Annotated in this window: 22 protein-coding genes; 9 read left to right on the top strand and 13 right to left on the bottom strand. The window is 63.0% G+C overall.

Annotated elements, in window-relative coordinates; translation table 11 throughout:
* Positions 1-2 precede the first annotated feature (2 nt).
* Entirely contained in the window at positions 3-914 is a 912-nt protein-coding gene (gene murB, locus C7K55_RS09615; RefSeq protein WP_106632507.1) for a UDP-N-acetylmuramate dehydrogenase, read from the top strand.
* Positions 915-949: 35 nt separating this feature from the next.
* Entirely contained in the window at positions 950-1291 is a 342-nt protein-coding gene (locus tag C7K55_RS09620) for a YbaB/EbfC family nucleoid-associated protein (RefSeq protein ID WP_106632508.1), read from the top strand.
* On the opposite strand, the gene rsgA is transcribed toward C7K55_RS09620, so the two are convergent.
* From rsgA to grpE, 4 genes are read right to left on the bottom strand one after another with little or no spacing between them, the layout of a single operon-like run.
* Positions 1266-2363 carry a ribosome small subunit-dependent GTPase A gene (rsgA, locus tag C7K55_RS09625; protein ID WP_106632509.1) on the bottom strand — a complete coding sequence of 366 codons (1098 nt, stop codon included), beginning with the start codon at positions 2361-2363 and terminating at the stop codon, positions 1266-1268. The two genes, C7K55_RS09620 and rsgA, sit on opposite strands and share 26 nt — an antisense overlap.
* A complete protein-coding gene (locus tag C7K55_RS09630; protein WP_106632510.1) occupies positions 2353-2613 on the bottom strand; it encodes a sulfurtransferase TusA family protein in 261 nt (86 codons plus the stop codon). Before C7K55_RS09630 ends, rsgA begins: the two co-directional genes overlap by 11 nt.
* Complete coding sequence (dnaJ, locus tag C7K55_RS09635) at positions 2610-3725, bottom strand: molecular chaperone DnaJ (protein ID WP_106632511.1); 1116 nt, start codon at positions 3723-3725, stop codon at positions 2610-2612. Before dnaJ ends, C7K55_RS09630 begins: the two co-directional genes overlap by 4 nt.
* A complete protein-coding gene (gene grpE / locus C7K55_RS09640) occupies positions 3725-4399 on the bottom strand; it encodes a nucleotide exchange factor GrpE (protein WP_241518290.1) in 675 nt (224 codons plus the stop codon). Before grpE ends, dnaJ begins: the two co-directional genes overlap by 1 nt.
* Positions 4400-4487: 88 nt before the next feature.
* Between grpE and C7K55_RS09645 the strand changes: the two genes are divergently transcribed.
* From C7K55_RS09645 to C7K55_RS09655, 3 genes are read left to right on the top strand one after another with little or no spacing between them, the layout of a single operon-like run.
* Positions 4488-6317 carry a GspE/PulE family protein gene (locus C7K55_RS09645; protein WP_106632512.1) on the top strand — a complete coding sequence of 610 codons (1830 nt, stop codon included), beginning with the start codon at positions 4488-4490 and terminating at the stop codon, positions 6315-6317.
* A gap of 7 nt (positions 6318-6324) precedes the next feature.
* A complete protein-coding gene (locus C7K55_RS09650) occupies positions 6325-7404 on the top strand; it encodes a type IV pilus twitching motility protein PilT (protein ID WP_106632513.1) in 1080 nt (359 codons plus the stop codon).
* Between the two features lie 24 nt (positions 7405-7428).
* Positions 7429-8688 carry a type II secretion system F family protein gene (locus C7K55_RS09655; protein WP_106632514.1) on the top strand — a complete coding sequence of 420 codons (1260 nt, stop codon included), beginning with the start codon at positions 7429-7431 and terminating at the stop codon, positions 8686-8688.
* Here the strand turns inward: C7K55_RS09655 and C7K55_RS09660 are convergent.
* Positions 8676-9941, bottom strand: a complete 1266-nt coding sequence (locus C7K55_RS09660; RefSeq protein WP_106632515.1) for a BaiN/RdsA family NAD(P)/FAD-dependent oxidoreductase — start codon at positions 9939-9941, stop codon at positions 8676-8678. The genes C7K55_RS09655 and C7K55_RS09660 overlap by 13 nt on opposite strands.
* Here C7K55_RS09660 and dusA point away from each other — a divergent pair.
* Positions 9927-10973: a tRNA dihydrouridine(20/20a) synthase DusA gene (gene dusA / locus C7K55_RS09665; RefSeq protein ID WP_241518291.1), complete on the top strand. Its 1047-nt coding sequence runs from the start codon at positions 9927-9929 to the stop codon at positions 10971-10973. The two genes, C7K55_RS09660 and dusA, sit on opposite strands and share 15 nt — an antisense overlap.
* On the opposite strand, the gene C7K55_RS09670 is transcribed toward dusA, so the two are convergent.
* The 7 genes from C7K55_RS09670 to C7K55_RS09700 all read right to left on the bottom strand — a co-directional run bounded on the left by C7K55_RS09670 (position 10970) and on the right by C7K55_RS09700 (position 18111).
* Positions 10970-11542, bottom strand: a complete 573-nt coding sequence (locus C7K55_RS09670; protein ID WP_106632540.1) for an RNA recognition motif domain-containing protein — start codon at positions 11540-11542, stop codon at positions 10970-10972. The two genes, dusA and C7K55_RS09670, sit on opposite strands and share 4 nt — an antisense overlap.
* A gap of 90 nt (positions 11543-11632) precedes the next feature.
* Positions 11633-13027: an argininosuccinate lyase gene (argH, locus tag C7K55_RS09675; protein ID WP_106632517.1), complete on the bottom strand. Its 1395-nt coding sequence runs from the start codon at positions 13025-13027 to the stop codon at positions 11633-11635.
* A 32-nt stretch (positions 13028-13059) separates the two neighbouring features.
* Positions 13060-14451: a PP2C family protein-serine/threonine phosphatase gene (locus C7K55_RS09680; RefSeq protein ID WP_106632518.1), complete on the bottom strand. Its 1392-nt coding sequence runs from the start codon at positions 14449-14451 to the stop codon at positions 13060-13062.
* Positions 14452-14535: 84 nt separating this feature from the next.
* Positions 14536-16017 carry a signal recognition particle-docking protein FtsY gene (gene ftsY, locus C7K55_RS09685; RefSeq protein ID WP_106632519.1) on the bottom strand — a complete coding sequence of 494 codons (1482 nt, stop codon included), beginning with the start codon at positions 16015-16017 and terminating at the stop codon, positions 14536-14538.
* 7 nt (positions 16018-16024) lie between these two features.
* Complete coding sequence (nusB, locus tag C7K55_RS09690; RefSeq protein ID WP_106632520.1) at positions 16025-16663, bottom strand: transcription antitermination factor NusB; 639 nt, start codon at positions 16661-16663, stop codon at positions 16025-16027.
* A gap of 15 nt (positions 16664-16678) precedes the next feature.
* Positions 16679-17404 (bottom strand): DUF502 domain-containing protein, encoded by a 726-nt coding sequence (locus C7K55_RS09695; RefSeq protein WP_106632521.1) that lies wholly within the window; start codon positions 17402-17404, stop codon positions 16679-16681.
* A 56-nt stretch (positions 17405-17460) separates the two neighbouring features.
* Positions 17461-18111 (bottom strand): HpsJ family protein, encoded by a 651-nt coding sequence (locus tag C7K55_RS09700; RefSeq protein ID WP_106632522.1) that lies wholly within the window; start codon positions 18109-18111, stop codon positions 17461-17463.
* 47 nt (positions 18112-18158) lie between these two features.
* Here C7K55_RS09700 and queG point away from each other — a divergent pair, with 47 nt between their 5' ends.
* The 3 genes from queG (at position 18159) to C7K55_RS09715 (ending at position 22633) form a co-directional block, all read left to right on the top strand.
* Positions 18159-19106, top strand: a complete 948-nt coding sequence (gene queG / locus C7K55_RS09705) for a tRNA epoxyqueuosine(34) reductase QueG (RefSeq protein WP_106632523.1) — start codon at positions 18159-18161, stop codon at positions 19104-19106.
* Positions 19107-19130: 24 nt separating this feature from the next.
* Positions 19131-20039 carry a tetratricopeptide repeat protein gene (locus C7K55_RS09710; protein ID WP_106632524.1) on the top strand — a complete coding sequence of 303 codons (909 nt, stop codon included), beginning with the start codon at positions 19131-19133 and terminating at the stop codon, positions 20037-20039.
* A 65-nt stretch (positions 20040-20104) separates the two neighbouring features.
* Positions 20105-22633, top strand: a complete 2529-nt coding sequence (locus C7K55_RS09715) for a DNA gyrase/topoisomerase IV subunit A (protein WP_106632525.1) — start codon at positions 20105-20107, stop codon at positions 22631-22633.
* A 68-nt stretch (positions 22634-22701) separates the two neighbouring features.
* Here the strand turns inward: C7K55_RS09715 and purF are convergent, their stop codons facing one another.
* The gene (gene purF / locus C7K55_RS09720) at positions 22702-24162 is read right to left on the bottom strand and encodes an amidophosphoribosyltransferase (protein ID WP_106632541.1); all 1461 of its coding nucleotides are present in this window, start codon (positions 24160-24162) and stop codon (positions 22702-22704) included.
* Positions 24163-24189 lie beyond the last annotated feature (27 nt).

Consider the following 24189-nt stretch of genomic DNA (forward strand, 5'->3'; position numbering starts at 1 on the left):
TGATGATTGCGGCCCCCAGCTGCCACCCGGCCCTACGCCAAGGGGTAGGACTTCAGTCCTTCACCACCTGGAAGGTGGGAGGTCCAGCGGAGTGGTTTGCCGAGCCTGGAGAACGCGAAGAGCTGATTTCTCTGGCGGCCTGGGCCCGGGCCCAGGGCCTGTCCTTGCGCTGCATCGGCGCAGGCTCCAACCTGCTGATCGCCGATAGCGGCCTGCCCGGCCTCACCATCTGCAACAGGCGGCTGCAGGGGAGCCGGCTCGACGCCGCCAACGGCCTGGTGGAAGCGGAAGCCGGAGAACCGATCCCCACCCTGGCCCGCAAAGCAGCCCGGCTTGGCCTGAGCGGGCTGGAGTGGGCCGTGGGCATTCCAGGCACCGTAGGGGGCGCGGTGGTGATGAATGCGGGCGCTCAGGGCGGCTGCACGGCCGAATGGTTGCACTCGGTGCGGGTGCTGGACCCGGCCAATCCCGCAACGCCCTTCGAGCTGGAAGCCCAGGAGCTGGACTTCGCCTATCGCCACAGCCGCCTCCAGGCGGAGAGCTGGATCGTGCTGGCAGCCACCTTCCAGCTGGAGGCCGGCCACGACCCCGCAGCCATCACCTCGCGCACCAGTGCCAATCTGCACAGCCGCACCAGCACCCAGCCCTACCAACAACCCAGCTGCGGCAGTGTTTTTCGCAACCCAGAACCACAAAAAGCAGGGCAGCTGATCGAAGCGCTGGGCCTGAAGGGATTGCAGATCGGTGATGCCCAAGTCTCGCCAATCCACGCCAATTTCATCGTCAACATTGGCCAGGCCAGCGCCAGCGACATCGATGCCCTAATCGCAGAAGTGCAACGCCGGGTGCTGGCCAGCCACGGCCTGACCCTCCACCCCGAGGTAAAGCGGCTGGGCTTCGGGCCGGAGCACTAGCTGCCCCTTAGCCTGAGCCGAGCAACTTTTAGGGCATGGCTGGCTTCGGACTCCCCAACTTCGGTCAGCTCACCGAGGCCTTCAAGAAGGCCCAGGAGCTGCAGCAAAACGCCCAGAAGCTCCAGGAAGAACTTGATGCAATGGAACTGGAGGGCCGCAGCGGCGACGGCCGGGCAAGCATCTGGCTCACGGGCAACCAGCAACCGCTGCGAGTGCAACTGGCCCCCGAACTGATCGCCGAAGGGGCTGCCGCCAGCGAAGCCGCCGTGCTGGAAGCCTTGCAAGCCGCCTACGAGCTGTCCACCGGCACGATGAAAGGCCGCATGGAAGAACTCACCGGTGGCCTAAATCTCAATCTGCCAGGTCTGGGCGGCTGAAATCCGTCACTTTTCCAGTGCCAGCCTGGCCATCCTCTTCCCCATCCAGCAGCTGCTGACGCTGGCGACGCCGGGAGAGCTGCCGCAATCCGGGCGCCAGGCGGGGCTCTAGACCCTGACCGCGGCGCCGCAGCCCCGACCCGTCAGGGGAGTCCGCAACCCGGCCCGTTCGCTCGCCATCCAGCAGCAGATCGCTCAGGCACTGGGCATAAAGGGGGTAACGCTCCCAGTCGGAGCCAACGGCACAGCCGGGATCGCCCTGGTGCAGGCAATTGCTGAAGCGGCAGCAGCCCAAGCCCAGTCGTTGCCGAATCTCCGGAAACAGGGGGCCTAGGGCAACGGGGTCGGCGGGCAGCCGCGGCCTATTGAATCCAGGCGTGTCGGCCAGCAGGGCTCCGGGCGCCAAGGGGAAAAGCTCCACGTGGCGGGTGGTGTGGCGGCCCCGCTGCAGCCGCCCTGACACCGCCGCCACCCGCAGGCCGAGCTCGGGGCAAAGACGGTTGAGCACGCTGCTCTTCCCCACCCCAGAAGGTCCACAAAGCACGGCGATACCTGGCTGGGCCAGCCGCTGCAGCAAAGGCTCCATGCCCTCGCCACTACTGGTAGATACCGCCAGGGCGTCGTAACCCCAGGCAGCAGCTCGCTGGCACCAACTAGCCACCTCGTCAGGCGAAACCAGATCCGCCTTGGAGAACACCAACTGCACCGGCCGCCCCGTCGCCTCAGCCGTCAACAAAAAGCGTGTGAGCTGGAGCAGATCCAGCTCTGGCTCCGCCAGCGCCACCACCACCACCACGAGGGCCACATTGGCCACGGCGGGCCGCTCAAGCAGGCTCTGACGCGGCTCCAGGGCCGCCACAGCCGCCCGGCCAGCGGGCCAGTCGATGCCATCCACCCAAACGCGATCCCCAACGGCGATGGTTTGGCCGCTTTTGCCAAGGCGGGTGCGCCGGGTGCACAAAAGTCGACTCAGGCCAGTGGGCCCTAGCTGATCCAGTTCCACCCAGCAGTAATTGGCCAGCAGGGCCACCACCTGCCCAATTAGGCGCAACCGCCCAGGCTCAACCTCCATGACAGCGAACCTGCAGCCGCACGGCCCCTTGTTGCTCCGGGTGATCGCAGCAGGTAACCCCATGACCTGCGCTCTCCAGCCCCTGGGTCACCTGCTGCTGGGGCTCTCCCCGATCTAGGTCCACCTGCAGGATCTGGCCAGGAACCAAACGCTCCAGGGCCAGCTTGGTGCGAATGAAGTTGAGCGGACAAGCGATGCCACGCAGATCGAGCTGGGCATCTGGGTTGCCGTCTGCCCAACTGGCGCTCAACCGAAGAGGCCCCCAAACAAGCCGCTTTTATGGGGATGCTTGTGGCCCTTGTTGGTGTGGTGGCCGGCCAGCTGCTCCAGCAACTCCCGCTCCTCAGCATTGAGCTTGGTGGGCAGCTGCACCTTGATGCTGACCAGGTGGTTGCCTCGAGCCACCGGATTGCCCAGCTTGGGCACCCCCTTGCTCTGCAGGGTGAGCACCGCTCCGGGCTGGGTACCGGCTGGAATCTCCAACGACTCCTGGCCGTCCACCGTGTCTACCTCGATGGTGTCGCCCAAAATGGCCTGGAGGTAATTGAGCGTCACCTCCGAGTGGATGTTGATGCCATCGCGGCGTAAGCCAGCAGCCGATTGAACGCTGAGGAACACATAGAGATCGCCGGCGGGACCACCCCGCTGGCCGGCATTGCCCTCATTTGCCACCCGCAGCCGGGTGCCGGAATCAACCCCAGCTGGGATGTTGATCCGCAGCTTTTTCCGCACTTGCTGCAGACCTTGGCCACCGCAGGCGCCGCAGGGGTCGGCAATCACCTGGCCGCTGCCCTCACAGGTAGGACAAGCCGCCACCTGGGTAAAACTGCCGAATGGGGTGCGGGTGGCCCGACGCACCTGGCCGGCGCCGCCACAGGTGCCGCAACTTGTGGGTCCACTGCCCGCCTTGGCACCGGATCCCTGGCAGGTGCTGCAGGTTTCGAGATGGCGAATCTGCACCTCCTTCTCGATACCAAACACCGCCTCTTGGAAGTTGATGGTGAGGTCGAGGCGCAGGTCATCGCCTTGACGGGGACCACGTCGCCGCGGACCTGCTCCAGCACCCGCCCCCCCAAAGCCACTGAAGAAGGTCTCAAACAGGTCGGCAAAGCCGCCCATGTCGCCCATATCAGGGGCGCCGCCGCCGCCTAGGCCCGCCTCACCAAACTGGTCGTAACGGGCGCGAGTCTGGGGGTCGCTGAGCACCTCATAGGCCCGGCCGATCTCCTTGAATTTGTCTTCAGCCCCAGGATCTTTGTTGACATCCGGGTGGTACTGACGGGCCATCCGCCGGTAGGCCCGCTTCAAGGTGTCTGGATCGGCGTCGCGGGCAGTGCCGAGCAGGTCGTAGTAGTCGGCCATCAGCCGTCCTGCTCCTCAGCCTGGCCATTCTCAGCTGCTTGGGGGCCAGCGGGGACGGCGCCGGAACCAGGCCCCATCGACACCTTGACCAGGGCGTGGCGCAGCACCCGACCGTTTAGGTGGTAGCCGCGCTGCAACTCCTCGATCACCACATCTTCGGCGTGGGCCTCGCTGGGTTCACGCAGTACCGCCTCATGCAAGCTGGGATCGAAGGGTTCACCCTCTACCCGCATCGGTGAAACCCCCAGCTGCTTGAACACATCCACTAGCTGCTTGTACAGGCCCTGATAGCTGCGATGCAGCGCCTGGGCTTCCTCATGCTGGGGATTCAGCTGCTGCCTTGCCCGGTCGAAGTTATCGACCACCGGCAAAATCTCACCCAAGGTGGAGCAGGTGATCTGGAGGCGCAGGTCTTCGCTGTCGCGGCTCTGGCGCTTGCGGAAGTTGTCGAAGTCGGCAGCCAGACGCATGTATTGGCCGTTGAGGGCCTCATGCTCTGCCTTGAGTGCCGCCAGCTGGCCAGCCAGATCGGAACCCTGATCAGAAATCTGGTGAGAGCCGGCCTCCTGTCTAGCCTCCATCTCCGGAGTAGCCGGAATCTCGCTGGGATCAGCTGCTTGGGGGGCCCCAGCTCCCAGGTTGCTGTCACCGCTCATCGAGGTGTCACCGCTCATGGCTGACAAGGTCGGACTTTGGTTCTAGACATGTTGAAGCGCCGGGCCTACCTCCCACAAGCGGCGGAAGCCCGCACCTTCTGGCTCCATGACCCTCACCCCTTCCCGCCCCGTCCCTGAAGCCAGCAGCGAAGAGCAGCAGCGTCTGGAGGTGGAGCTACTGGTTGGTGAACCGGTGCTGCAAGCAACCGAGTTGCAGACCCTTGGTCAAGACTTACTTTTTAGGGGCAAAGGGCTGCCAGAAGCCCGCTGGCGCGAACTGGGCGCCTTGCCCCTTCAAGAAGCCAAAGGAAGATTGGTAGTTGCCGTACCGAGCAACTGGGGGGCCCAGCAGCGCCAGAGTTTAAGTGAGGAATTGCAACGTGCCGGCTTCAACGCGGAGCTGAAGTTGGCCTTGGCGACAAATCTCACAACTGCACTCACTGCAAAAGCACCAACTCCCGCTCCCGAAGTCTCCAAGCCAGCCCAACCGCGACCACCTGCAAGCTTTAACGCCCCCCGCTCCCTAACCAAAGACCTAGGCATCCCTGGCACCGCCGAGGGGCAGCTGCAAGAGGTTGCCGATGTCGAAGATCTGGAGATCAATGCTGCTGCAGCCAGCAGCAGTGCCAATGCTTCACCAATCATCAGCTTGGTGGACAGAATCCTGATCGAGGCCCTCACCTCTGGTGCAAGTGATATTCACGTGGAACCCCAGGAAAACACCCTGGAAATTCGCTTTCGCCTCGACGGTGTGCTGCAGAAGCACTTCGAGGACCTGCCAAAGAGCCTGACACCAGCCGTCACATCACGCATCAAAATCATGGCGGAGCTGGACATCGCCGAGCGGCGATTGCCTCAAGACGGCCGCATCAGGCGCATGTTCCGCGGCCGCAAAATGGATTTTCGGGTAAGCACTTTGCCCAGCCGGAACGGTGAAAAAATATGCTTGCGCCTACTTGACAGCGGCGCCACCCAGCTCGGCCTGGAATCCCTAATCACCGATGCGGATGCCAGAAGAACCCTGCGAGAGCTGGGATCTAAACCCTACGGAATGATTCTGGTAACGGGCCCGACCGGCTCGGGCAAGTCAACCACCCTCTACGCCCTACTGGCTGAGCGCAACGATCCAGGCATCAACATTTCCACAGTTGAAGACCCGATCGAATACACCCTGCATGGGATCACCCAAACCCAAGTAAATCGAGAGAAGGGGCTCGATTTCAGTACGGCTCTACGTGCCTTTATGCGACAGGACCCCGACGTTTTGCTGGTGGGGGAAACCCGCGACTTGGAGACGGCCAAAACGGCGATCGAGGCCGCACTTACGGGCCACCTAGTGATGACCACCCTGCACTGCAACGACGCAGCCAGCGCCATCGCCCGCCTCGATGAAATGGGTGTGGAGCCCTTCATGGTGAGCGCATCACTGCTGGGCATCGTGTCCCAGCGGCTGCTACGACGGGTGTGTACGGCTTGCCGAATCAGTTACACCCCCAATCCGGAAGAACTGGCCCGTTTTGGTCTGTTGAGTAGCCACGAAACCACGGTGACCTTCTTCAAGGCCAACACCCAGAACCGCAACCAGGAAGGCTGCTGCCCTGCTTGCAGCGGTGCCGGCTACAAAGGAAGAATCGGTGTCTACGAAATCCTACGGATGACGGATACCTTGGCAGCAGCTGTCGCCAAGAGGCAACCCACAGATGTGCTGCGGCGAATGGCGCTTGAAAACGGCATGAAAACCCTTTTGGGCTACGGGCTGCAGCTAGTGCGCGAAGGTCACACAACCCTGGCCGAGGTCGAACGGATGCTGCTCACTGATTCAGGCCTGGAAGCTGAACGCCGCTCTAAATCACTAAGCACGCTCACCTGCAGCAACTGCGGCGCCGGGCTCCATGACGACTGGCTTGAATGTCCCTACTGTCTAACCAGCCGCTGAGGGTCCCATGGCCGTGATGATTGAAGACTTGATGACCGAGCTTGTAAAGGATGGCGGCAGTGATCTCCATATCAGTGCAGGCATACCTCCCTATGGAAGGTTCAACGGTCAACTGAGACCCATACATGATGATTCCCTAAATGAAGAAAACTGCAATAAACTAATCTTCTCCATGCTAAATAATGCCCAGCGCAAGCAGCTAGAGCAAACCTGGGAACTAGATTGCGCCTATGGCCTTAAAGGGATCGCCCGCTTCAGAGTCAATGTTTATCGCCAGAGGGGTACCTACGCCGCCTGCCTGCGAGCCCTTGCCAACACCGTGCCCACTCTGGAAAGCCTTGGGCTACCACCGATTGTGGAGGAAATGAGCCACATGCCCAAAGGGCTGATTCTCGTAACAGGCCCCACCGGCTCCGGCAAAACCACAACCTTGGCGGCGATGCTCGAGCACATAAACCAAACCCGGGCAGAACATATATTGACCATTGAAGACCCGATTGAATTCACATACAGACCAGTAAAAAGTGTCATCCATCAGCGCCAGCTAAACGATGACACCCGCAGTTTTGCCAATGCCCTAAAGGCCGCCCTTCGGGAAGATCCCGACGTAATCCTGGTGGGTGAGCTCCGAGACCTAGACACCATCCAGTTAGCAATTACGGCAGCAGAGACCGGTCACCTGGTATTTGGCACCCTGCACACCAGTTCGGCCGCCCAGACCGTGGACCGCATGGTGGATGTTTTTCCCCCCACCCAGCAGACCCAGATTCGGGTGCAGCTAAGCAGCAGCCTTGTGGCCGTTTTTGCCCAGACCCTTTGCAAGCGGCACAATCCAAGCCCGGGCCAATCTGGTCGTGTCATGGCCCAGGAGATCATGATCAATACACCAGCCACCGCAAACCTGATCCGGGAAGGTAAAACCGCACAGCTTTACTCTGCGATTCAGACAGGCGGTCAACTATCCATGCAAACGCTGGAAAAAGCCCTTGGGGATCTGGTTCTCAGCAACCAGGTCACGATGGATGAAGCCCTTTTGAAAACCTCAAGACCTGAAGAGCTCAAACGTTTAGTCAACCAACTGGGCTGATTCACCACTAGGAACTCCTAAGCCATGCCTGCCTTCGTTGCCACCTACGTCAATCCTCAAGGCAAGTCAGTGCTTGTGGATATCGAGGCGACCGATCCGGCCCAGGCCAAGCGCAGCCTGAGGCTGCGAGGCATCCGAGCCACCGAAATCAAGGCCAAGCCGAAAACCACGGCGACGGGATCTAGTGCCGCAGCCCAACTAAGTGAAAAACTCAAATTCTCAAAACTCAATGAACTGCTAGAGGCGAAACCTGGCATCAAAGATAAAGCTGTATTTGCCAGCAAGATGTCGGCCCTTGTCAATGCTGGCGTACCAATTGTGCGCAGCATCGACCTAATGGCATCTCAACAAAAGATGCCCCTGTTTAAACGGGCCCTACAATCGATCAGCCTGGAGGTAAACCAGGGGATCTCCCTAGGCGAAGCCCTGCGGCGCTGGCCCAAAGTATTTGACAAGCTCAGCATCGCCATGGTGGAGGCGGGGGAAGCCGGCGGTGTGCTGGATGAATCCCTAAAGAGACTGGCCAAACTGCTTGAGGACAACGCCAAGTTGCAAAACCAGATCAAAGGGGCCATGGGCTATCCGGTGGCTGTGTTGTTCATCGCCATCTCAGTCTTTCTAGGAATGACAATCTTCATCATTCCCACTTTTGCGGGTATTTTTGATGGCCTAGGCGCCGAACTCCCCTGGTTCACCCAGATGATGGTGGACCTAAGTAGCCTACTGCGCTCAACCTTTTCTCTGTATCTGGTATTAGGACTTATTGCCGGGATATTTCTATTTGGTAAGTTTTATGCCACACCGATAGGCCGGCGGCGAGTAGATGCCCTTGTGCTCAAGCTCCCCCTGTTTGGCGAATTGATTCAAAAAACAGCAACGGCCCAGTTCTGCCGGACCTTTAGCTCCCTAACGCGAGCGGGGGTGCCCATTTTGATGTCACTTGACATAGTCAGGGAAATCACAAATAATTCCATTATCTCAGATGCAATTAGCAATAGCCGCCAAGACGTGTTGCAGGGAATTCCGTTAAGTGTGGCGCTTGGACGCATGAACGTATTTCCTGATATGTCTATAAGCATGCTCTCCATCGGCGAGGAAACAGGCGAAATGGACGCCATGCTCTCCAAGGTGGCTGACTTTTATGAAGACGAAGTGGAAGCCACCGTCAAGGCACTCACCTCCATGCTGGAGCCCGCCATGATCGTGCTTGTCGGCGGCATTGTGGCTTCAATCCTGCTGGCTATGTATCTACCGATGTTCTCAGTGTTTGATCAAATCAAATAACTCTCAGCCAAAGCCTGGCCAGCCAGCCAGCCGCTGCTCCAGCAGTGCTGGAAGTTGAACCCCCCCGTCACCCCGTCCACATCCAAAAGTTCACCCACCAAATAAAGACCAGGCTGCTGGCGGCTCTCCATCGTCGCCAGGTTCACCTCACCTAGAGGAATGCCCCCTGCCGTCACGAATTCTTCGCCGAAGGGGCCCCGCCCGGTAATGGCCAGCCGGGTATCACGCAAGGCCGATACCAACAGCTGTTGGTGCCGCTTAGCAAGATCAGCCCAGCGCTGCTGAGGGTCTAGGCCATGGCGCTGCAACAGGGCCAGCCATAGGCGCCGGCTGAGGGCGGGCCAGGGGCGCCAGTTGGCTAGTTGCCGCTTGGCCTGGTCTCGCTTGGCCTCGGCAAACAAGCCCTCAAGATCCTGCTGGGACAAGCCACCACTCCAATCAAGGCGCAGCTCACCCCGATAGCCACTGGCCTTGAGGGCGCGGGCAGCAAAAGCCGTGAGCCGCAGGGTGGCTGGACCGGACAGACCCCAATGGGTGATCAGCACCGGGCCCCGCTGGCGAAAAGGCTGGCCAGCCCGAGCGGCCTGGGGCTCCTGGGGCAGGTGCAAAGCCAGCTCCACCGGATCCATCACCACTCCGGCCAGCTCCAGCAGGGGATCGCCAGCCAGGGCCAAAGTGAATAGGGAGGGCACAGGCGCCACCAGTCCATGGCCTAGGGCCGCCGCCAGCTGGCGGCCGCTGGGATGGCTGCCGGTGGCAAGCACCAACCGATCAGCTCTGATCGCTCCGCCGCCCCGTACTAGCAGGTCAAAACCACCGGCAGCAGCAGCGGCCCTCTGCAGGCTCACCCCTGTGTGCAGCTGCACCCCGGCCTGGAGGGCCGCTCGGCGCAAGGTGGCTGCCACCGATTCGGCACGATTTGAGCGGGGAAACAGGCGGCCGTCCGGCTCCTCCACCAGCTCGAGGCCATGGTCAGCAAACCAGGCGACGGCATCGCCGGGAGCAAAGCGCGAAAAGGGACCCCGCAGGGCTTGGCCACCCCGGGGATAGTGCCCCACCAACGCCCGAGGATCCCAGCAGGCATGGGTGACATTGCAGCGCCCACCGCCACTGATCAACACCTTGTTCAACGGCTCGTTGGTGGCTTCCAGCAGGGCGATATCGCCAAGGCCGGCCTCAGCAGCACAGATGGCTGCCATAAAGCCGGCGGCACCGCCACCGGCCACGACAACGGCAGCATGAATTGGCAGCATGGGGAGATGGGCCAGATCGATCCAGCCAGTTATCGCTTCAGTGTGGCCCCGATGATGGACTACACCGATCGGCACTTCCGGGTGCTGATGCGGCAGATCAGCAGGCGCAGCCTGCTTTACACCGAAATGGTGGTAGCCCAGGCCCTGCACCACGCCAGGCAAGCACCTGATGCCAGCGCACCGGGGGGGCGGCTGGAGCGCCTACTTGGCTTCGATCCGATCGAAAAACCCCTAGCCCTGCAAGTGGGCGGCGACGATCCTGGCTTGCTGGCTGAGGCCGCTGCCCTGGCGGCTGATTGGGGCTACGATGAAATCAACCTGAATGTGGGCTGCCCCAGCGAGAAGGTGCAAAAAGGCCGCTTTGGGGCCTGTCTGATGGCCGATCCTGACCAAGTGGCCCGCTGCGTTGCCGCCATGGCCGCCGCCTGCCCCTTGCCGGTAACGGTGAAACACCGCATCGGCATTGACGAGCGCGACTCATACGCCGAGTTGCTGGCCTTCGTGGATGCGGTGGCGGCAGCGGGAGCCCAGCGCTTTGCAGTACACGCGCGCAAAGCGTGGCTGGAGGGGCTCGATCCCAAACAGAACCGCACGATCCCACCCTTGCGCTACGACGTGGTGCACGCCCTCAAGCGCGATCGACCGCAACTGAGCATCGAGTTAAACGGCGGTCTGGAAAGCCTGGACGACTGCGTGCAGCAGCTCGAATTGGTGGACGGGGCAATGGTGGGTCGGGCTGCTTATGCCCATCCCCTCCAGTGGAGGCAGGTGGACCAGCAGATCTACGCCGACGACAGCCAGCCGCTGGCCACAGCCTCCAGCGTGGTGGGTGGTTTGGTTGCCTACGCCGAGCAATGGCGCAGTCGGGGCGGGCGGCTGTGGCCCATCGCCCGCCACCTAGTACATGTGGTGGAGGGGGTAGGCGGCGCCAAACGCTGGCGCCAGCAACTCACCGAAAAAGCAGGGGCAAGGGACGCAGATGCTGGCGTTCTGGCAGCCGCGGCCCTATCCCTGGCAGAGCGGGGCTACTAGCCCTCGGCACCACCGTAGAAGTCGCCACCACCGCTATCGCCACCGCCACTGCGGCGGCGGCGGGTGCGCCCAGCGTCGAAGCTGTCGCCACCAGCAGGATTGCCAGCGCCATAGCTCCGATCTTCCCAGCCACGGGCACCAGATCCCCGATCGCCACCACCCGCATAACCACCACCACCGCCTGCTCCACCACCACTGCCGCGGTTGTAGCCACCGCCGCCGCCGCCACCTGCGTAGCCGCCACCACCGCCTCCTCCGTAACCGCCACCACCGCCGCCATAACCACCACGGCGCGGGCCACCACCACCACCAGCGCCACCGCCACCGGTGCGGGGCTCCGCTTTGTTGATGCGCAGGGGACGACCCATCAGCTCAGCACCCTGCAATGCCTCAACGGCCTTTGCCTCCGCTGCTTCATCGCCCATCTCAACAAAAGCGAAACCACGCTTGCGCCCGGTATCCCGTTCAAGGGGTAGGGAACAGCTAGACACCTCACCGAAGGGTGCAAACAATTCCGCCACGTCTTCCTGCTCAGCGCGGAAGGGAAGGTTGCCGACAAAAATACTCACGAACTGAAGATCGGCCGCGGGACCGATGCATGTGGGCCAATGGGCCACTAACCGATCCACCCTAAGACGACTAACGAAAGCTGGCTGCTCTCAGGAGGCAAGTCGCATCCGAATTTGCTGCAACTGCTGCTCAACCTGGTCAAAGCCCGTGCCCCCCTCGCTGCGCCGGGCCGCCACCACCTGCTGGGGAGTAATGGCCTTATAAATGTCGGCTTCAAAGGCAGGGTGCAGCTGCTGCCAGCGCCCCAGGGGCAGGTCGCGCAGCAGGATTCCCTCAGCCAGGCAGCCCTTCACCAGGCCGCCCACCAACTGATAAGCCTCGCGGAAGGGCACCCCCTTAGCCACCAGGTAGTCGGCCACATCGGTGGCGTTAGAGAAATCCGCCGCCACTGCCGCCTCCAGGCGCTGGGGCCGAAACTCGAGCCCCTCTTCAAACAGAATCGCCATTGCCTCCAGGCAATCGAGGCAGGTGCGCACCCCGTCAAACAGGGCCTCCTTGTCTTCCTGGAAGTCCTTGTTGTACGCAAGGGGCAGGCCCTTGATCATGGTGAGCAAGCCCATCAGGTGGCCAAACACCCGGCCGCTCTTACCCCGCACCAGCTCGGGCACATCAGGGTTCTTTTTCTGGGGCATCAAGCTGCTGCCAGTCGCACAGCGGTCGGTGAGGCCGATAAAGCCAAACTCTTCGCTGGCCCAGAGAATCACCTCCTCACTGAGCCGGCTTAGGTGCACCAGCACCAAGCTGGCGGCAGCCATGAACTCAACCGCAAAGTCCCGATCACTGACCGCATCGAGACTATTGGCGTAGATGGTGTCAAAGCCCAACTCGGCGGCGGTCTGGCGCCGATCGATGGGCACCGGCGTGCCCGCCAGGGCCGCGGCCCCCAGGGGACAGATATTCACCCGGCCGCGCACATCTGCCAAGCGGGCCCGGTCCCGCTCAGCCATCTCGATGTAGGCCAGTAGGTGGTGGGCCAGACACACCGGCTGGGCCCGCTGCAGGTGGGTGTAGCCGGGGATTAAGACCGTGCTGTGCAGCTCAGCCTGAGCCAGCAGGGCCCGCTCGAAGCGCAGCAAGCCCCCATCAATGGCATCAATTTGGCCGCGTAGCCACAGGCGCAGGTCGGTGCCCACCTGGTCGTTGCGACTGCGGCCGGTGTGCAGTTTCTTGCCCAGGGGGCCGAGTAACTCAATCAGACGCCGCTCAACGGCGAAGTGCACATCTTCAGCCTCCAGGCCGGGGTTGAACTCGCCCCTGGCTGCCTCAGCTCTCACATTCTCCAGGCCCTCGATCAACTGGGCCGCCTCGCTCTCGCTGATCACAGCGCAACTGCCCAACATGCGGGCATGGGCGATGGAGCCGTCCAGGTCTTGCTGCAGCAGGGTGATATCAAAACCGATCGAAGCGTTGAAGCGCTCGATCGCCGGATGCAGGCCCTGCTCGAAACGCTGGCTCCAGGTAGACGCGGTGGAATCAACAGCCATTCGGGGCTCGGTGGGCGGCGCTAGGCAGGGAATCAGCTTGGCAGGGAGGGCAGCATCAGCTCCTCCTTGACCTTCAGCACCACCATCGAAGCGTCATCGTCGAGCTGCCGGTCTGCCCCCACAAAGCGATCCAGCCGGGCAAACAGCTGGTCGAGAATCCCCTGAGCGCCGATGCCGGAGCGGCAGGCCGCCTGCAGCTGAAGCACCAACCGCTCCTCGTCGAAGCGCTCGCCGCTGAAGCCGGTGGCCTCAGTCACCCCATCTGTGTAATAGAGCAGCACATCGCCTGGCTCCAGCACGATCTGCTCAAGGCCGTAATCGGCTTCGCTCTGCAAACCAATCAGCAGACCTGGGGCATCAAGGCGCTCCACCTGGTTGCGCTGGCGCCGCCAGATCAACGGCGGATTGTGGGCCGCATTGGCGTAGCGCAGCAGGTGGGTGCGGGGGTCGTAATCGGAATAAAAGAGGGTCACAAACCGGTGCGACTGGGCCAGGTCTTCCTGGGCCAGCTGGTTGAGGTCGTGAAGGATGCGCTCGGGGGAGTGGCCGCTCAGCACCTCGGCCCGCAACATGCCGCGCAGCATGGTCATCAGCAGACTTGCCGGCACGCCCTTGCCCATCACATCGCCCATCACCAGCGCCCAGCGGGCCTGTTCGCGGCGGCGGCCCAGCAGCTGGGGCCGGGTGGGGATGAAGTCGTAATAGTCACCGCCCACCTGGAAGGCGGGGCGGCAGCGGGCGGCCAGCTCAACGCCATCGATCACCGGACAGTGGTCCGGCAGCAGCTGGGCCTGGATTTCAGCACCGATGCTGAGCTGGCGATCGAGCCGCTCGTGGCGCCGCATGGTCTGGAGCAGGGCCTCGTTTTCCAGAGCCACGGCGGCAAGGTCGGCCACCAGCTGCAGGTGGCGGCGATGCACCTCGCTCCAGGCAAAGCCCTGCCGATTGCTGAAGATGTAGAGGCGGCCTCGCTGGAGGCTGCGGGAAACCACCGATGTGGCAACCACCTGGGCTTCGCCCAGCAACCGGCCCACCCGCTGATCAAGCAAGGCCGCCACAGCCGCATCACCGCTGAGAGCTGCCAAATCCCCATCCACCAACGCCGCCAGCTGGCGCACCAGCTCGGCGCAGGGCTCGGCAGGCGTGGCCTGCAGATACTCGCGCCAGAGGCGGCCATCCTCGTGGAATACCACCAGCACTGCCCCCTCGGCTTCCACCAGCCGGGCCGCCACCAGCGGCACCAGCTCCAGAAAGCGACCCAAATTAGTGAAACTGCGCAGGGCAAAAGCCAGGGAAGCCAACAGCTCCTGGTTGCGCCGCTGCTCCCGGCTGAGGCTGTCGAGCAGTTGACGCAACGAGGCTGCAGCCGACAACAGGGCCGGACCCTGGGGAGAAACCGGATGGGGGGGCGGCTTGTTGCTCACCGATTGGGCACGGTGCGGCCGCAGCGGTTTCGCAAGATAGCGGCGACGCGGGCAAGTGCCCTACCTGCCTGGGCAAGCAGGACCTCAGCGAGCCAGCAAGGCCTCAACAAACTCAAAGCTGTTAAAGGGGCGCAGGTCGCGAATACCCTCACCAGCGCCAATGAAACGGATTGGCAGCCCGGCTTCAGAGGCGACGGCCAGGGCCACACCACCACGGGCGCTGCCATCGAGCTTGGTGAGAACCACGCCGGTTAGTCCGGCGGCCTTGGCAAAAGCCATGGCCTGACGCAGGCCGTTCTGACCCTGGCTGGCATCCAGCACCAAAAGCGACTCCACCACCGCCTCTGGCGCCAGCTTGTCGACAATCCTGCGCACCTTGCTGAGCTCCTCCATCAAGTTGTGCTTGGTCTGCAGGCGGCCAGCCGTATCCACCAGCACCAGCTCAGTGCCCTTGGCCTGGGCAGCACCGATGGCGTCGTAGACGACTGCCGCTGGATCGGCATTGGCGCTGGGATTGGAGATCACCGGCACCTTGCTGCGCTCACCCCACACCTGCACCTGCTGCACCGCCGCGGCCCGGAAAGTATCAGCAGCAGCGATCAAGCAGCTGTAGCCGCTGCGCACCGCCAAGTTGGCCAGCTTGCCGAGCGTGGTCGTCTTGCCCACGCCGTTTACCCCCACCAACAACCATACGTTGAGCTGCTCGCGGCGGGGGGCTAGCAGGGGCTGGCCACTGGCCTCGATCGGTTGGTCGAGGATGGCGCGCAGCTGCTCCTTAAGGAAGCGCAGGCCCTCGGCGGGATCCACCACCTCCTGATTGAGCCGCTGGCGCAGGGCGCCAAGGGCCCGGTCGGTGGCCTCCACCCCAACGTCTGCCCGCAGCAGGGTGGTTTCCAGACCATCAACCACCTCGGGCGTAAGCGGGTCATCACCCAGGTTGTCGAGCAGCTGGGTGACCAAGCCCTGGCGGGTCTTCTCGAGGCCCTGGCGCAAACGAGTGAGCCAGTCGATCTCCTCAAGCGAAACCTGATCAACCCGCTTGCCCTGGGCGGCGAGTACCTCAGCCGACCAGGTGAAGGTGGCGTCGAAAGCGCCCAAGCTGGGCTCAGCTAGTTCGGGCGCTGCAGGCGCTTCAAGGGCGGGAGCCTCTGGCGCCGTGATCGCCTGTTGGCGTTCGGCCCGCTGGGCCGCTGCCTGCTCCAGCAGGGAAAGGGGCGCGGCCACTGGAGTAGCCGGTTGGGCAACCTGCTGAGGATCCTGCTCAAGACCCTGTTCGCTCTGCTGGGTATTAATCAGTACAGGCTGTACAGAATCTGGAAGAGGGAGCTCAGGGGCAGATTCGGGCTCAAGCTGCCGCCGCTTTTGCTCCTCCTGCTGAGCCTTGAGGCGGGCGTAGGCCTGGCGAGCCCATTCCAGCGCCTCAGCGTTGGGATCGGAGGAAACCTCAACAGGCTGTTCTTGAGCCTGTTCTGGACCCTGACCCGAAACCTGCTCAGAAGCTGGCGGCGGGGTTGCTGATGGTTCAGCTGGGGATGGGCCGGTGCGATTAAACCAGTCGTAAACCATGGCTTGCTCAGGCCTCCGCCGCGGAACGAGCTGCCGTAAAGCGCCGCAGCACCCCGTTGATCATGCGGCGGCCCTGCTCATCGCTATAGCGATTGGCTAACTCCACAGCTTCATTACAGGCCACGGCAGGTGGGGTGCGGAAGCTCTCGAGGTCTACGGCTGCCAGCCGCAGGATGTCCCGATCGATGCGGGGCAGGCGAGTAAGACGCCATCCCTCCATCACCCGATCCAGCCGCTCATCGATCGCCTGACGGTCGCGCAGCACGGCCTCGACCCGGGCGATGGCACCTAGGCGCACCTCTTCTTGGTCGGCCAGCATAAGCAGCCGGGGCAACTCCAGGCTTGCAGAAAGGCGGTTAAGGGCCTGTTCAGCCGCGACCAGGCCGGCGTTGAGGTGCTGGCGCACCCGGGGCAACTGCTGCTCACCCTGCTCCTGCAACTCGCTATCAAGCAGTTGCTGCTGGGCGGCCTGCAAGTCTTCGGCGGAGCGATCCAACGACTCACGCACGTCCTGGCTGAGGGTGGCGAGCACCTGCTGCAACAGGCCCTCCATGCCAGTTGGTAAGGCCGGGGCAGACGAGCCGCGATCACTGGTCTGACCAAGCATCAGCAGGGCCAGTTCACGGGAGAGGGTGCGGCTCTGCATCAGGTGGGTTCTGCCTCAGGAAAGTTGGGGGGTGCGTAGCTGGGCCAGCAGGCTGGAAAAGCTGCGATTCGGGGTGGAGCGCTCGTCGGGGTTGACGATGCCGGCGGAAATGATTGTGCGGAAAGCATCCTCCACCGAGATCTCGAGATCCTTAACAGAACCCTCTGGCACAACGGTGTACCAGCCGGTGGTTGGATTCGGCGCAGTGGGAATGAACACACTCAGCATGGGCTCTGTGAAGCCTGCCTGCAGGGCAGAGCCGATCGCGCCAGTCACAAAGCCCAGGGCGTAGAGACCCTCGCGGGGATACTCCACCAGCACGACCCGACGAAACTTGCTGGAGTTGCCCTGGAGGAAGGTTTCCAGCAATTGCTTGAGGGTTTTGTAAACCGAGCCAGCTAGGGGGATGCGCAGCAGAGTCCCTTCGCCAAACTCAAGCAGCCAGCGACCAACAATGTTGCGGGCCATCAGGCCGATCAACAGGATGCCGAGCAGGGGCACCAGTAGACCAACGCCCAGGTTGATCAGCTCCTGCAACACCGGATTGAGGGTATTGAAGGGATTGAACTGCTTAGGGATAGAAGTGAGAAACGCCAGCACGAAACGGCTGACCGTGGTGCCCAACCAGATCGTGGTTGCCAGTGGAATCACCACCAGCAAACCAGCGATCAAATCGTTCTTGAGATCGGATTGAAGCCGATCCCCTAGGGGCTGATCCGATCTGGGGCTGGATTGAACCAAGTGACAATCCGGAGATCCGGCCTGCAGCAATCTGCTTTCAACTTAGCCAGCCGGCCTCACAGCAGGGCCACTAAGGCCAAAAGCACGAAGCCGATAGCCAGTACCACTGCTGTGCCGGTGCCGCCGTAGCGACGCTGGTTGACCGTGAGATCGCGAGCGCGCTGTTGCTGCTGAAGCTGATCTTCAGCCTGCTGCAACTGGCGCTGCATGAAACTCTTAGCAGCCGCCTGCTGCTGCTCCGGAGTGGCATCAGCGGGGATCTGACCAGCCTGGGCCGCCTGGGCAATCAATTGGTCGATGACCTGGGGATTGTCCATTTGGGCGCGGGCCATAGCCAGTTGACCCTTGCGCGCAGCCAGCTGCTGATCTGCCTGTTCGGAGAGGCTGCGGTCGCCGCTGATTGAAACCGGCACCGCCACAACCAAGGCAAGGGCCAGCAGGATGCTCACTACAGCCACAAGCCAGCGCAGCGGGGTGCGGCCAGCGGCGGGATGGTCGAGGCGACTGCCGAATAGCATCAGAAGCAAACCGACTAAAGCCATCGGCGACTGGCTAACCAGTCGATCCATCAGCAGCTGGCGATATCCCTCTTCAGCCCAGTTCCAAGAGCCCAGGAGCACCAGCAACTGCAGGGCAAGCAACACGACCAAGGTGAGGCCGAGCCAACGCAACAGGTGGCCCAGGCGGCCGAAGGAAGCAGTGCTCACAGAAGGGTCTCGCGGCAGATTTAGACAACGGCGCAACTGTACGGGCGATGACGCTGCACGCCCACCACGACCTTGCACTCCGTCTAAAACAGCAAGCCCAGCAGCTTGGGTTTGACCCGGTGGGCCTCGCCGCCGTACCAGCCGGAGAGCGCCTAGAGCTGCGCACGGCGGCCCTGGAGCGCTGGCTTGCAGCGGGCTATCAAGCCGACATGGCCTGGATGGCCGACCCGCGCCGGCGCGCGGTGGAGCAGCTACTGCCCGGGGTGCGCAGCCTACTGGCGGTGGGCCTCAACTACTACGTGGAGGCCGATCGGGCACCGGGGGCGCTCAAGGTGGCCCGCTACGGCTGGGGGCGGGACTACCACCGGGTGATCGATGGCCGCCTGCGCCAGCTGGGTCGCTGGTTGGAGCAGCAGGTGCCTGGGGTGGGTTGGCGGGCCTGCGTCGACAGTGCACCGCTGATGGATAAGGCCTGGGCCGAGCAGGCCGGCCTGGGCTGGATTGGCAAAAACGGCAATCTGATCAATCGCGAGCGTGGCTCCTGGCTACTGCTGGGCCACCTGCTCACCACCTTGGAGCTGCCTGCCGATGCTGCCGCCACAACCCTTTGCGGCAGCTGCAGCCGCTGCCTGCCGGCCTGTCCCACCGGCGCCATCACCGAGCCCTTCGTGGTGGACAGCCGCCGCTGCCTGGCCTTTCACACCATCGAAAACCGCGATCCCGAACTGCCGCAAGCGATCACCAGCAAATTGGAGGGCTGGGTCGCCGGCTGCGACATCTGCCAGGACGTGTGTCCCTGGAATCAACAGCCGCTGCAAAGCAGTGAAGACGCGGATCTACAACCCCGGCCCTGGCTGCTGAACCTGCAGGCCGAGGAAGCCCTGGGGTGGAGCGACGCCGACTGGGATACCAAGCTGCGAGCCTCGGCCCTGCGCCGACTCAAACCCTGGATGTGGCGGCGCAACCTGCGGGCCAGCCGGAGCGGCACTGCCTAGGCTGGCCAAACCCGTCTCCCCGTAATGGCTCCGCGCTGGTCGCGCCCTGATTTCAGAACTGCCCTGCTGCCCGCTGCCCTCGGGCTGCTGCTGACAGCGGGGCTGCCCGCCCGGGCGTTGGTGCCCTACGTGTACGTGCCCCAACGTCAGGAACTCGAAGCTGCCGGTCTGGGCATCGCCCAGGCGGCGGCCCGGCTGCTGCGACTTGGTCAAGCCAGGGACGCCGCCAGGCTGGCTGCCCTGACGGTGCAGCTGCTACCAGAAGATCCCCGCGGCTGGGTGTTGCTGGCTGAGGCCCAGCTGCGCAGCAACCAGCTGGAACAGGCCGGTATATCACTGGCCAAGGCCAAGAAACTCGATCCAAGCAACCCTGGGATCTGGTTTGCCGAGGGTTCCCTAGCCCTACGGGCCGGCAAACCCAATGAGGCCATCGGCCTGTTGGAACAGGGCCTGAAACTGGACAAGCGCAACGCCGGCGCCTATTTCGACCTGGGCAACGCCCACATCCTGCTAGGCCAGAGCGGCCAAGCCTTGGCTGCCTTTGAGCGGGCCTCTTCCCTGCGCAAAGGCTTCTGGGAAGCCCTCAACAACCAGGGGCTGGTGTTGTTCGAGCAGGGCAATAAAAAGGCGGCCATCAGCCGCTGGCGCGAGGTGTTGAAGATCAAGCCAGATGCGGCTGAACCAACCCTGGCCCTGGCCGCCAGTCTGTTTGCCAATGGTCCGGAAAATCGCAGCGAAGCTGTCGAATTGGTTGGCAAGGCCCTCGACACCGAACCCAACTACGTGCTCGACAGCCACCAGAAGGACCAGCTCTGGGGACCGAAGCTGCGCAGCACCACCGCCGAACTCTTCAAGCTGGCCGAACTCAAACCCGTGGTGGATCGGGCCCTTGCCAATGCCAGCCCGGAGGGCGAAAGCAGCGACGAGGAGTAGTTGGGGAGCCCTGGACATCATCTGTAGGCTGAGCCCCAGCTTGCTGCCCCAGACCCCAACACCGGATGGCCGAGGAGCGATCAGGCGAATCCATCGGACCGGGCAACGACGCCCGCATCGAACCGATTGCGCTGCACCTGGAGATGCAGCGGTCCTACCTCGAATACGCCATGAGCGTGATCGTTGGCAGGGCCCTGCCGGATGCACGCGACGGGCTCAAGCCAGTGCAGCGCCGAATCCTGTTTGCGATGCACGAGCTGGGGCTCACCCCGGATCGCCCATACCGGAAATGCGCCCGGGTCGTCGGCGACGTACTCGGCAAGTACCACCCCCATGGTGATCAGGCCGTCTACGACGCCCTGGTGCGCCAGGTGCAAACCTTCGCCAGCCGCCATCCCCTGCTGGATGGCCACGGCAACTTCGGCTCCGTGGACGACGACCCCCCGGCGGCGATGCGCTACACCGAAACCCGCCTGGCTCCGATCGCCAACGAAGCGCTGCTGGATGAAATCGGCGCCGACACCGTTGACTTCGCGGCCAACTTCGATGGCTCGCAGCAGGAGCCGACGGTGCTGCCAGCCCAGCTGCCCTTCCTGCTGCTAAATGGCTGCACCGGTATCGCCGTGGGCATGGCCACCAACATCCCGCCCCACAACCTGGGCGAGGTGGTGGATGCCCTAATCGCCTTGGTGCACAAACCGGAGCTAAGCGACGAAAAGCTGCTGGAGCTAGTGCCCGGCCCAGACTTTCCCACCGGCGGCGAGGTGCTGGTGGGGCAAGGGGTCCGCGATACCTACCTCGTGGGCCGCGGCAGCATCCCGATGCGGGGCGTCGCCCACATCGAGGAGGTACAGCCCGGAAAGGGACGCCATCGCCGCGGCGCCGTGGTGATCACCGAGCTGCCCTACCAGCTCAGCAAAGCCGGCTGGATCGAGAAACTGGCTGAGCAGGTAAACGACGGCAAGATTGGCGGCATCGCCGATATCCGCGACGAAAGCGACCGTGAAGGCATGCGGGTGGTAGTTGAACTCCGCCGCGACGCCAACGCCGAAACCGTGCTGGCCGACCTGCAGCGCCGTACCGCCCTGCAAAGCAACTTTGGCGCCATCATGCTGGCCCTGGTAAACGGCCAGCCGGTGCAGTTGAACCTGCGGCGCCTGCTGCAGGAATTCCTGGACTACCGGGAACTGACCCTGATCCGCCGCACACGCCACGCCCTCAAGCGCTGCGAAGACCGCCTGGAGGTGGTGGAGGGCCTAATAAAGGCGCTCCATGCCCTGCAGCAGGTGATCGCCCTGATCACCGCGGCCCCCGATGCCGCCAGTGCCCGGGCGGCCCTGCAGGTGCAACTCGACCTGAGCGAGCGTCAGGCCGATGCGGTGTTGTCGATGCCGCTGCGGCGCCTCACGGGCCTTGAACAGGAAAGCCTGCTCAAGGAAGCTGCCGAATTGGCCGTGGAACGCGAGCGGCTGCGCCACCTGCTGGACGACCGCACCGTGCTGCTCGACACCCTGGTGGCCGAACTCAAAGCCCTGCGCAAGCGCTTTGCCACGCCCCGGCGCACCCGGCTGGTGGAGGGCGGCGATGCCCTGGTGGCCCAGCGAGCTGCAGCCATCCGCCCCAACGCCGAACTGCAGCGCCAGCAAGCCTTTGGCGCCCTGGCCCCGGAAAGCCGGCTACTGATCCAGGCCGATGGAGCTGTGAAAATCCTCAGCGCCCAGATGCTGGGGCGCCTGCACCTGGATGAACCCATCCAACTAGGAGAGCATCCGGCACCAGCCCGGCTGATCCTGCCGATCAGCGAGCAACCGCTGCTGCTGGCCTTCACGGGTAGTGGCCGGGTGGCCTTGCTGCGCTGGGAATTCGCTGGCCAGCAGCCGGGGAAGCTGGAGCGCTTCCTACCCGACAGCATCGAAGGCGAAGCGGTAGTGCAGGTGCTTCCCCTACCCCGCCAAGGCAGCCTGGGACTCCTAAGCAGCGACGGGCGTTTCAAACGTCTGCCAATTGAGGAGTTTCAGGAACTGTCTGGCCGGGCCACCACCGTGCTCAAGCTCAAGGAGGGCGTTACCCTGCAGCGGGTGGTGGCCGGCCAGGAAGGAGACACCTTGATAGTGGCTACCAGCACTGGCCGCGTGCTGCGGCTAAGCCTGGACGAAACCCAGCTGCCCCTGATGGGGCGCGCTGCCCAAGGCCCCCTACTAATGCGCCTGTTGCCAGGTGAGCAGCTGGTGGGTGCCGCCTGCCTGACTGCAGCGGAAACGGAAACCACCGGCGCAAACCAAAGCACAGTGGTGGTGGCCACCGCCAGTGGGCAACTGAAGCGGCTGCTGGTGTCGAGCCTGCGGCCTTGTCAGCGAGGCGACATGGGGCAGATCGGCCTGCGGCTGCAGGAGCGGGGCGATTACCTGGTCGACCTGCAAAGCCCAACCAGTGCTGCGGTTGGAAGCGCCGTGCTGGGACTACTGACTGATAAGGGCTGGAGCTGCCGCATCGACTTAAACGAGCTGGAGAGCGAAGACACCAGCGGCACTGGCATCAACCTGAAGCTGCCCCAAGGACAGCAAATTCAAGAACTGATTCCTCTTATCAACTAACTGCCAATCAATTAACTGACTATCAACTAACTGCCTATCAATTAACTGCCAGGGCAACCAAGCAGCCCTTAGAGCTTTTGCAGCACCTTGGCAGCGATGCCAGCCGGCTCGAGCATCAGCTTGCTGGAGCTCACCTGCTCATCCATTTCGATGGGATAGGCACCGTCAAAGCAGGCGGTGCAGAAGTGGGCGGAATTGGCATGGGCCGCATCCACCATGCCCTGCTTGCTCAGGTAAGCGAGTGAATCGACGCCAAGGTGGGCGGCGATTTCTTCCAGGGTGAGGCGAGCAGCAATCAACTGGTCCTGGGTGTCGGTATCGATGCCGTAGAAGCAGGGATGGGTTACTGGCGGCGAACTAATTCGCATGTGCACCTCGGTGGCGCCGGCATCCCGCAGGGCTTGCACCAACTTGCGACTGGTGGTGCCCCGCACGATTGAATCGTCGATCACCACGACGCGCTTGCCGGCGAGCACATCTGGCAGGGGGTTGAGCTTCACCCTGATGCCGGCCTCCCGCATCGCCTGGGTGGGCTGGATGAAGGTGCGGCCCACATAGCGGTTCTTGATCAGGCCGTCAGCAAACGGGATACCGCTGAGCTGGGAGTAGCCAATCGCCGCCGGAATACCAGAATCGGGAACGCCGATGACTATGTCGGCTTCTACCGGTGTTTCACGGGCCAGGGCCTCGCCAATTCGCACCCTGTAGCTGTAGAGGGATTCGCCGAAAAAGCGGCTATCTGGCCGGGCGAAATAGATCATCTCGAAGACGCACAGCTTGGTGGGCTGCTCGCACCAACGGCTGCGGCTGGGTTCGGCTTGGCCTGGACGGAAATGGATGATTTCGCCGGGCTCCACATCGCCATCAAAGGCGGCTCCAATGATGTCTAGCCCGCACGACTCACTGCTCACCACCCACTGGGCTTGCTGCGTTTCACCGATATGACCAAACACCAAAGGCCTAATACCATGGCCATCCCGGAGAGCGAAAAGGCCATCAGTGGTGCCGATCACCAGGCTGAAGGCACCGCGACAGCACTCGGCAGCGGCCCTAATCGCCCCATCCCAATCCAGGCCCCGGTTCACGGCCTGCTGAATCGCAAAAGCGATCAGTTCGGAGTCGGTGGTGGAGGTGAGCTCACTGGCAATGGACGCCAGGTCGTGGCGGAGCTCGGCTGCGTTGACCAAATTGCCGTTATGGGCAAGGGCGAAAGGACCAATGCGGGTGTTGAGCACCACCGGCTGGGCGTTGCAAACCTTGCTGCTGCCGGTGGTGGAATAGCGGTTGTGGCCGATAGCTAGATCGCCAGTGAGGCGCTCCAGCACGGCCTGATCAAACACCTGGCTCACCAGGCCCATGTCCTTGTGCAGGCGCACCTTGCGCTCTGCATCAAACACGGCGATACCGGCTGATTCCTGGCCCCGATGCTGCAGGGCGTATAGACCGAAGTAGGTGAGGTTGGCCACCGGTTGCCCCGGCGCCAGCACGGCATAGACGCCGCAGGCTTCCTCGGGCTTGTCCGGACGCATCACCAGCACAGGCCCATCAACAGTCAC

The organism is Cyanobium usitatum str. Tous (assembly GCF_003011885.1).
GTDB lineage: Bacteria > Cyanobacteriota > Cyanobacteriia > PCC-6307 > Cyanobiaceae > Cyanobium_A > Cyanobium_A usitatum.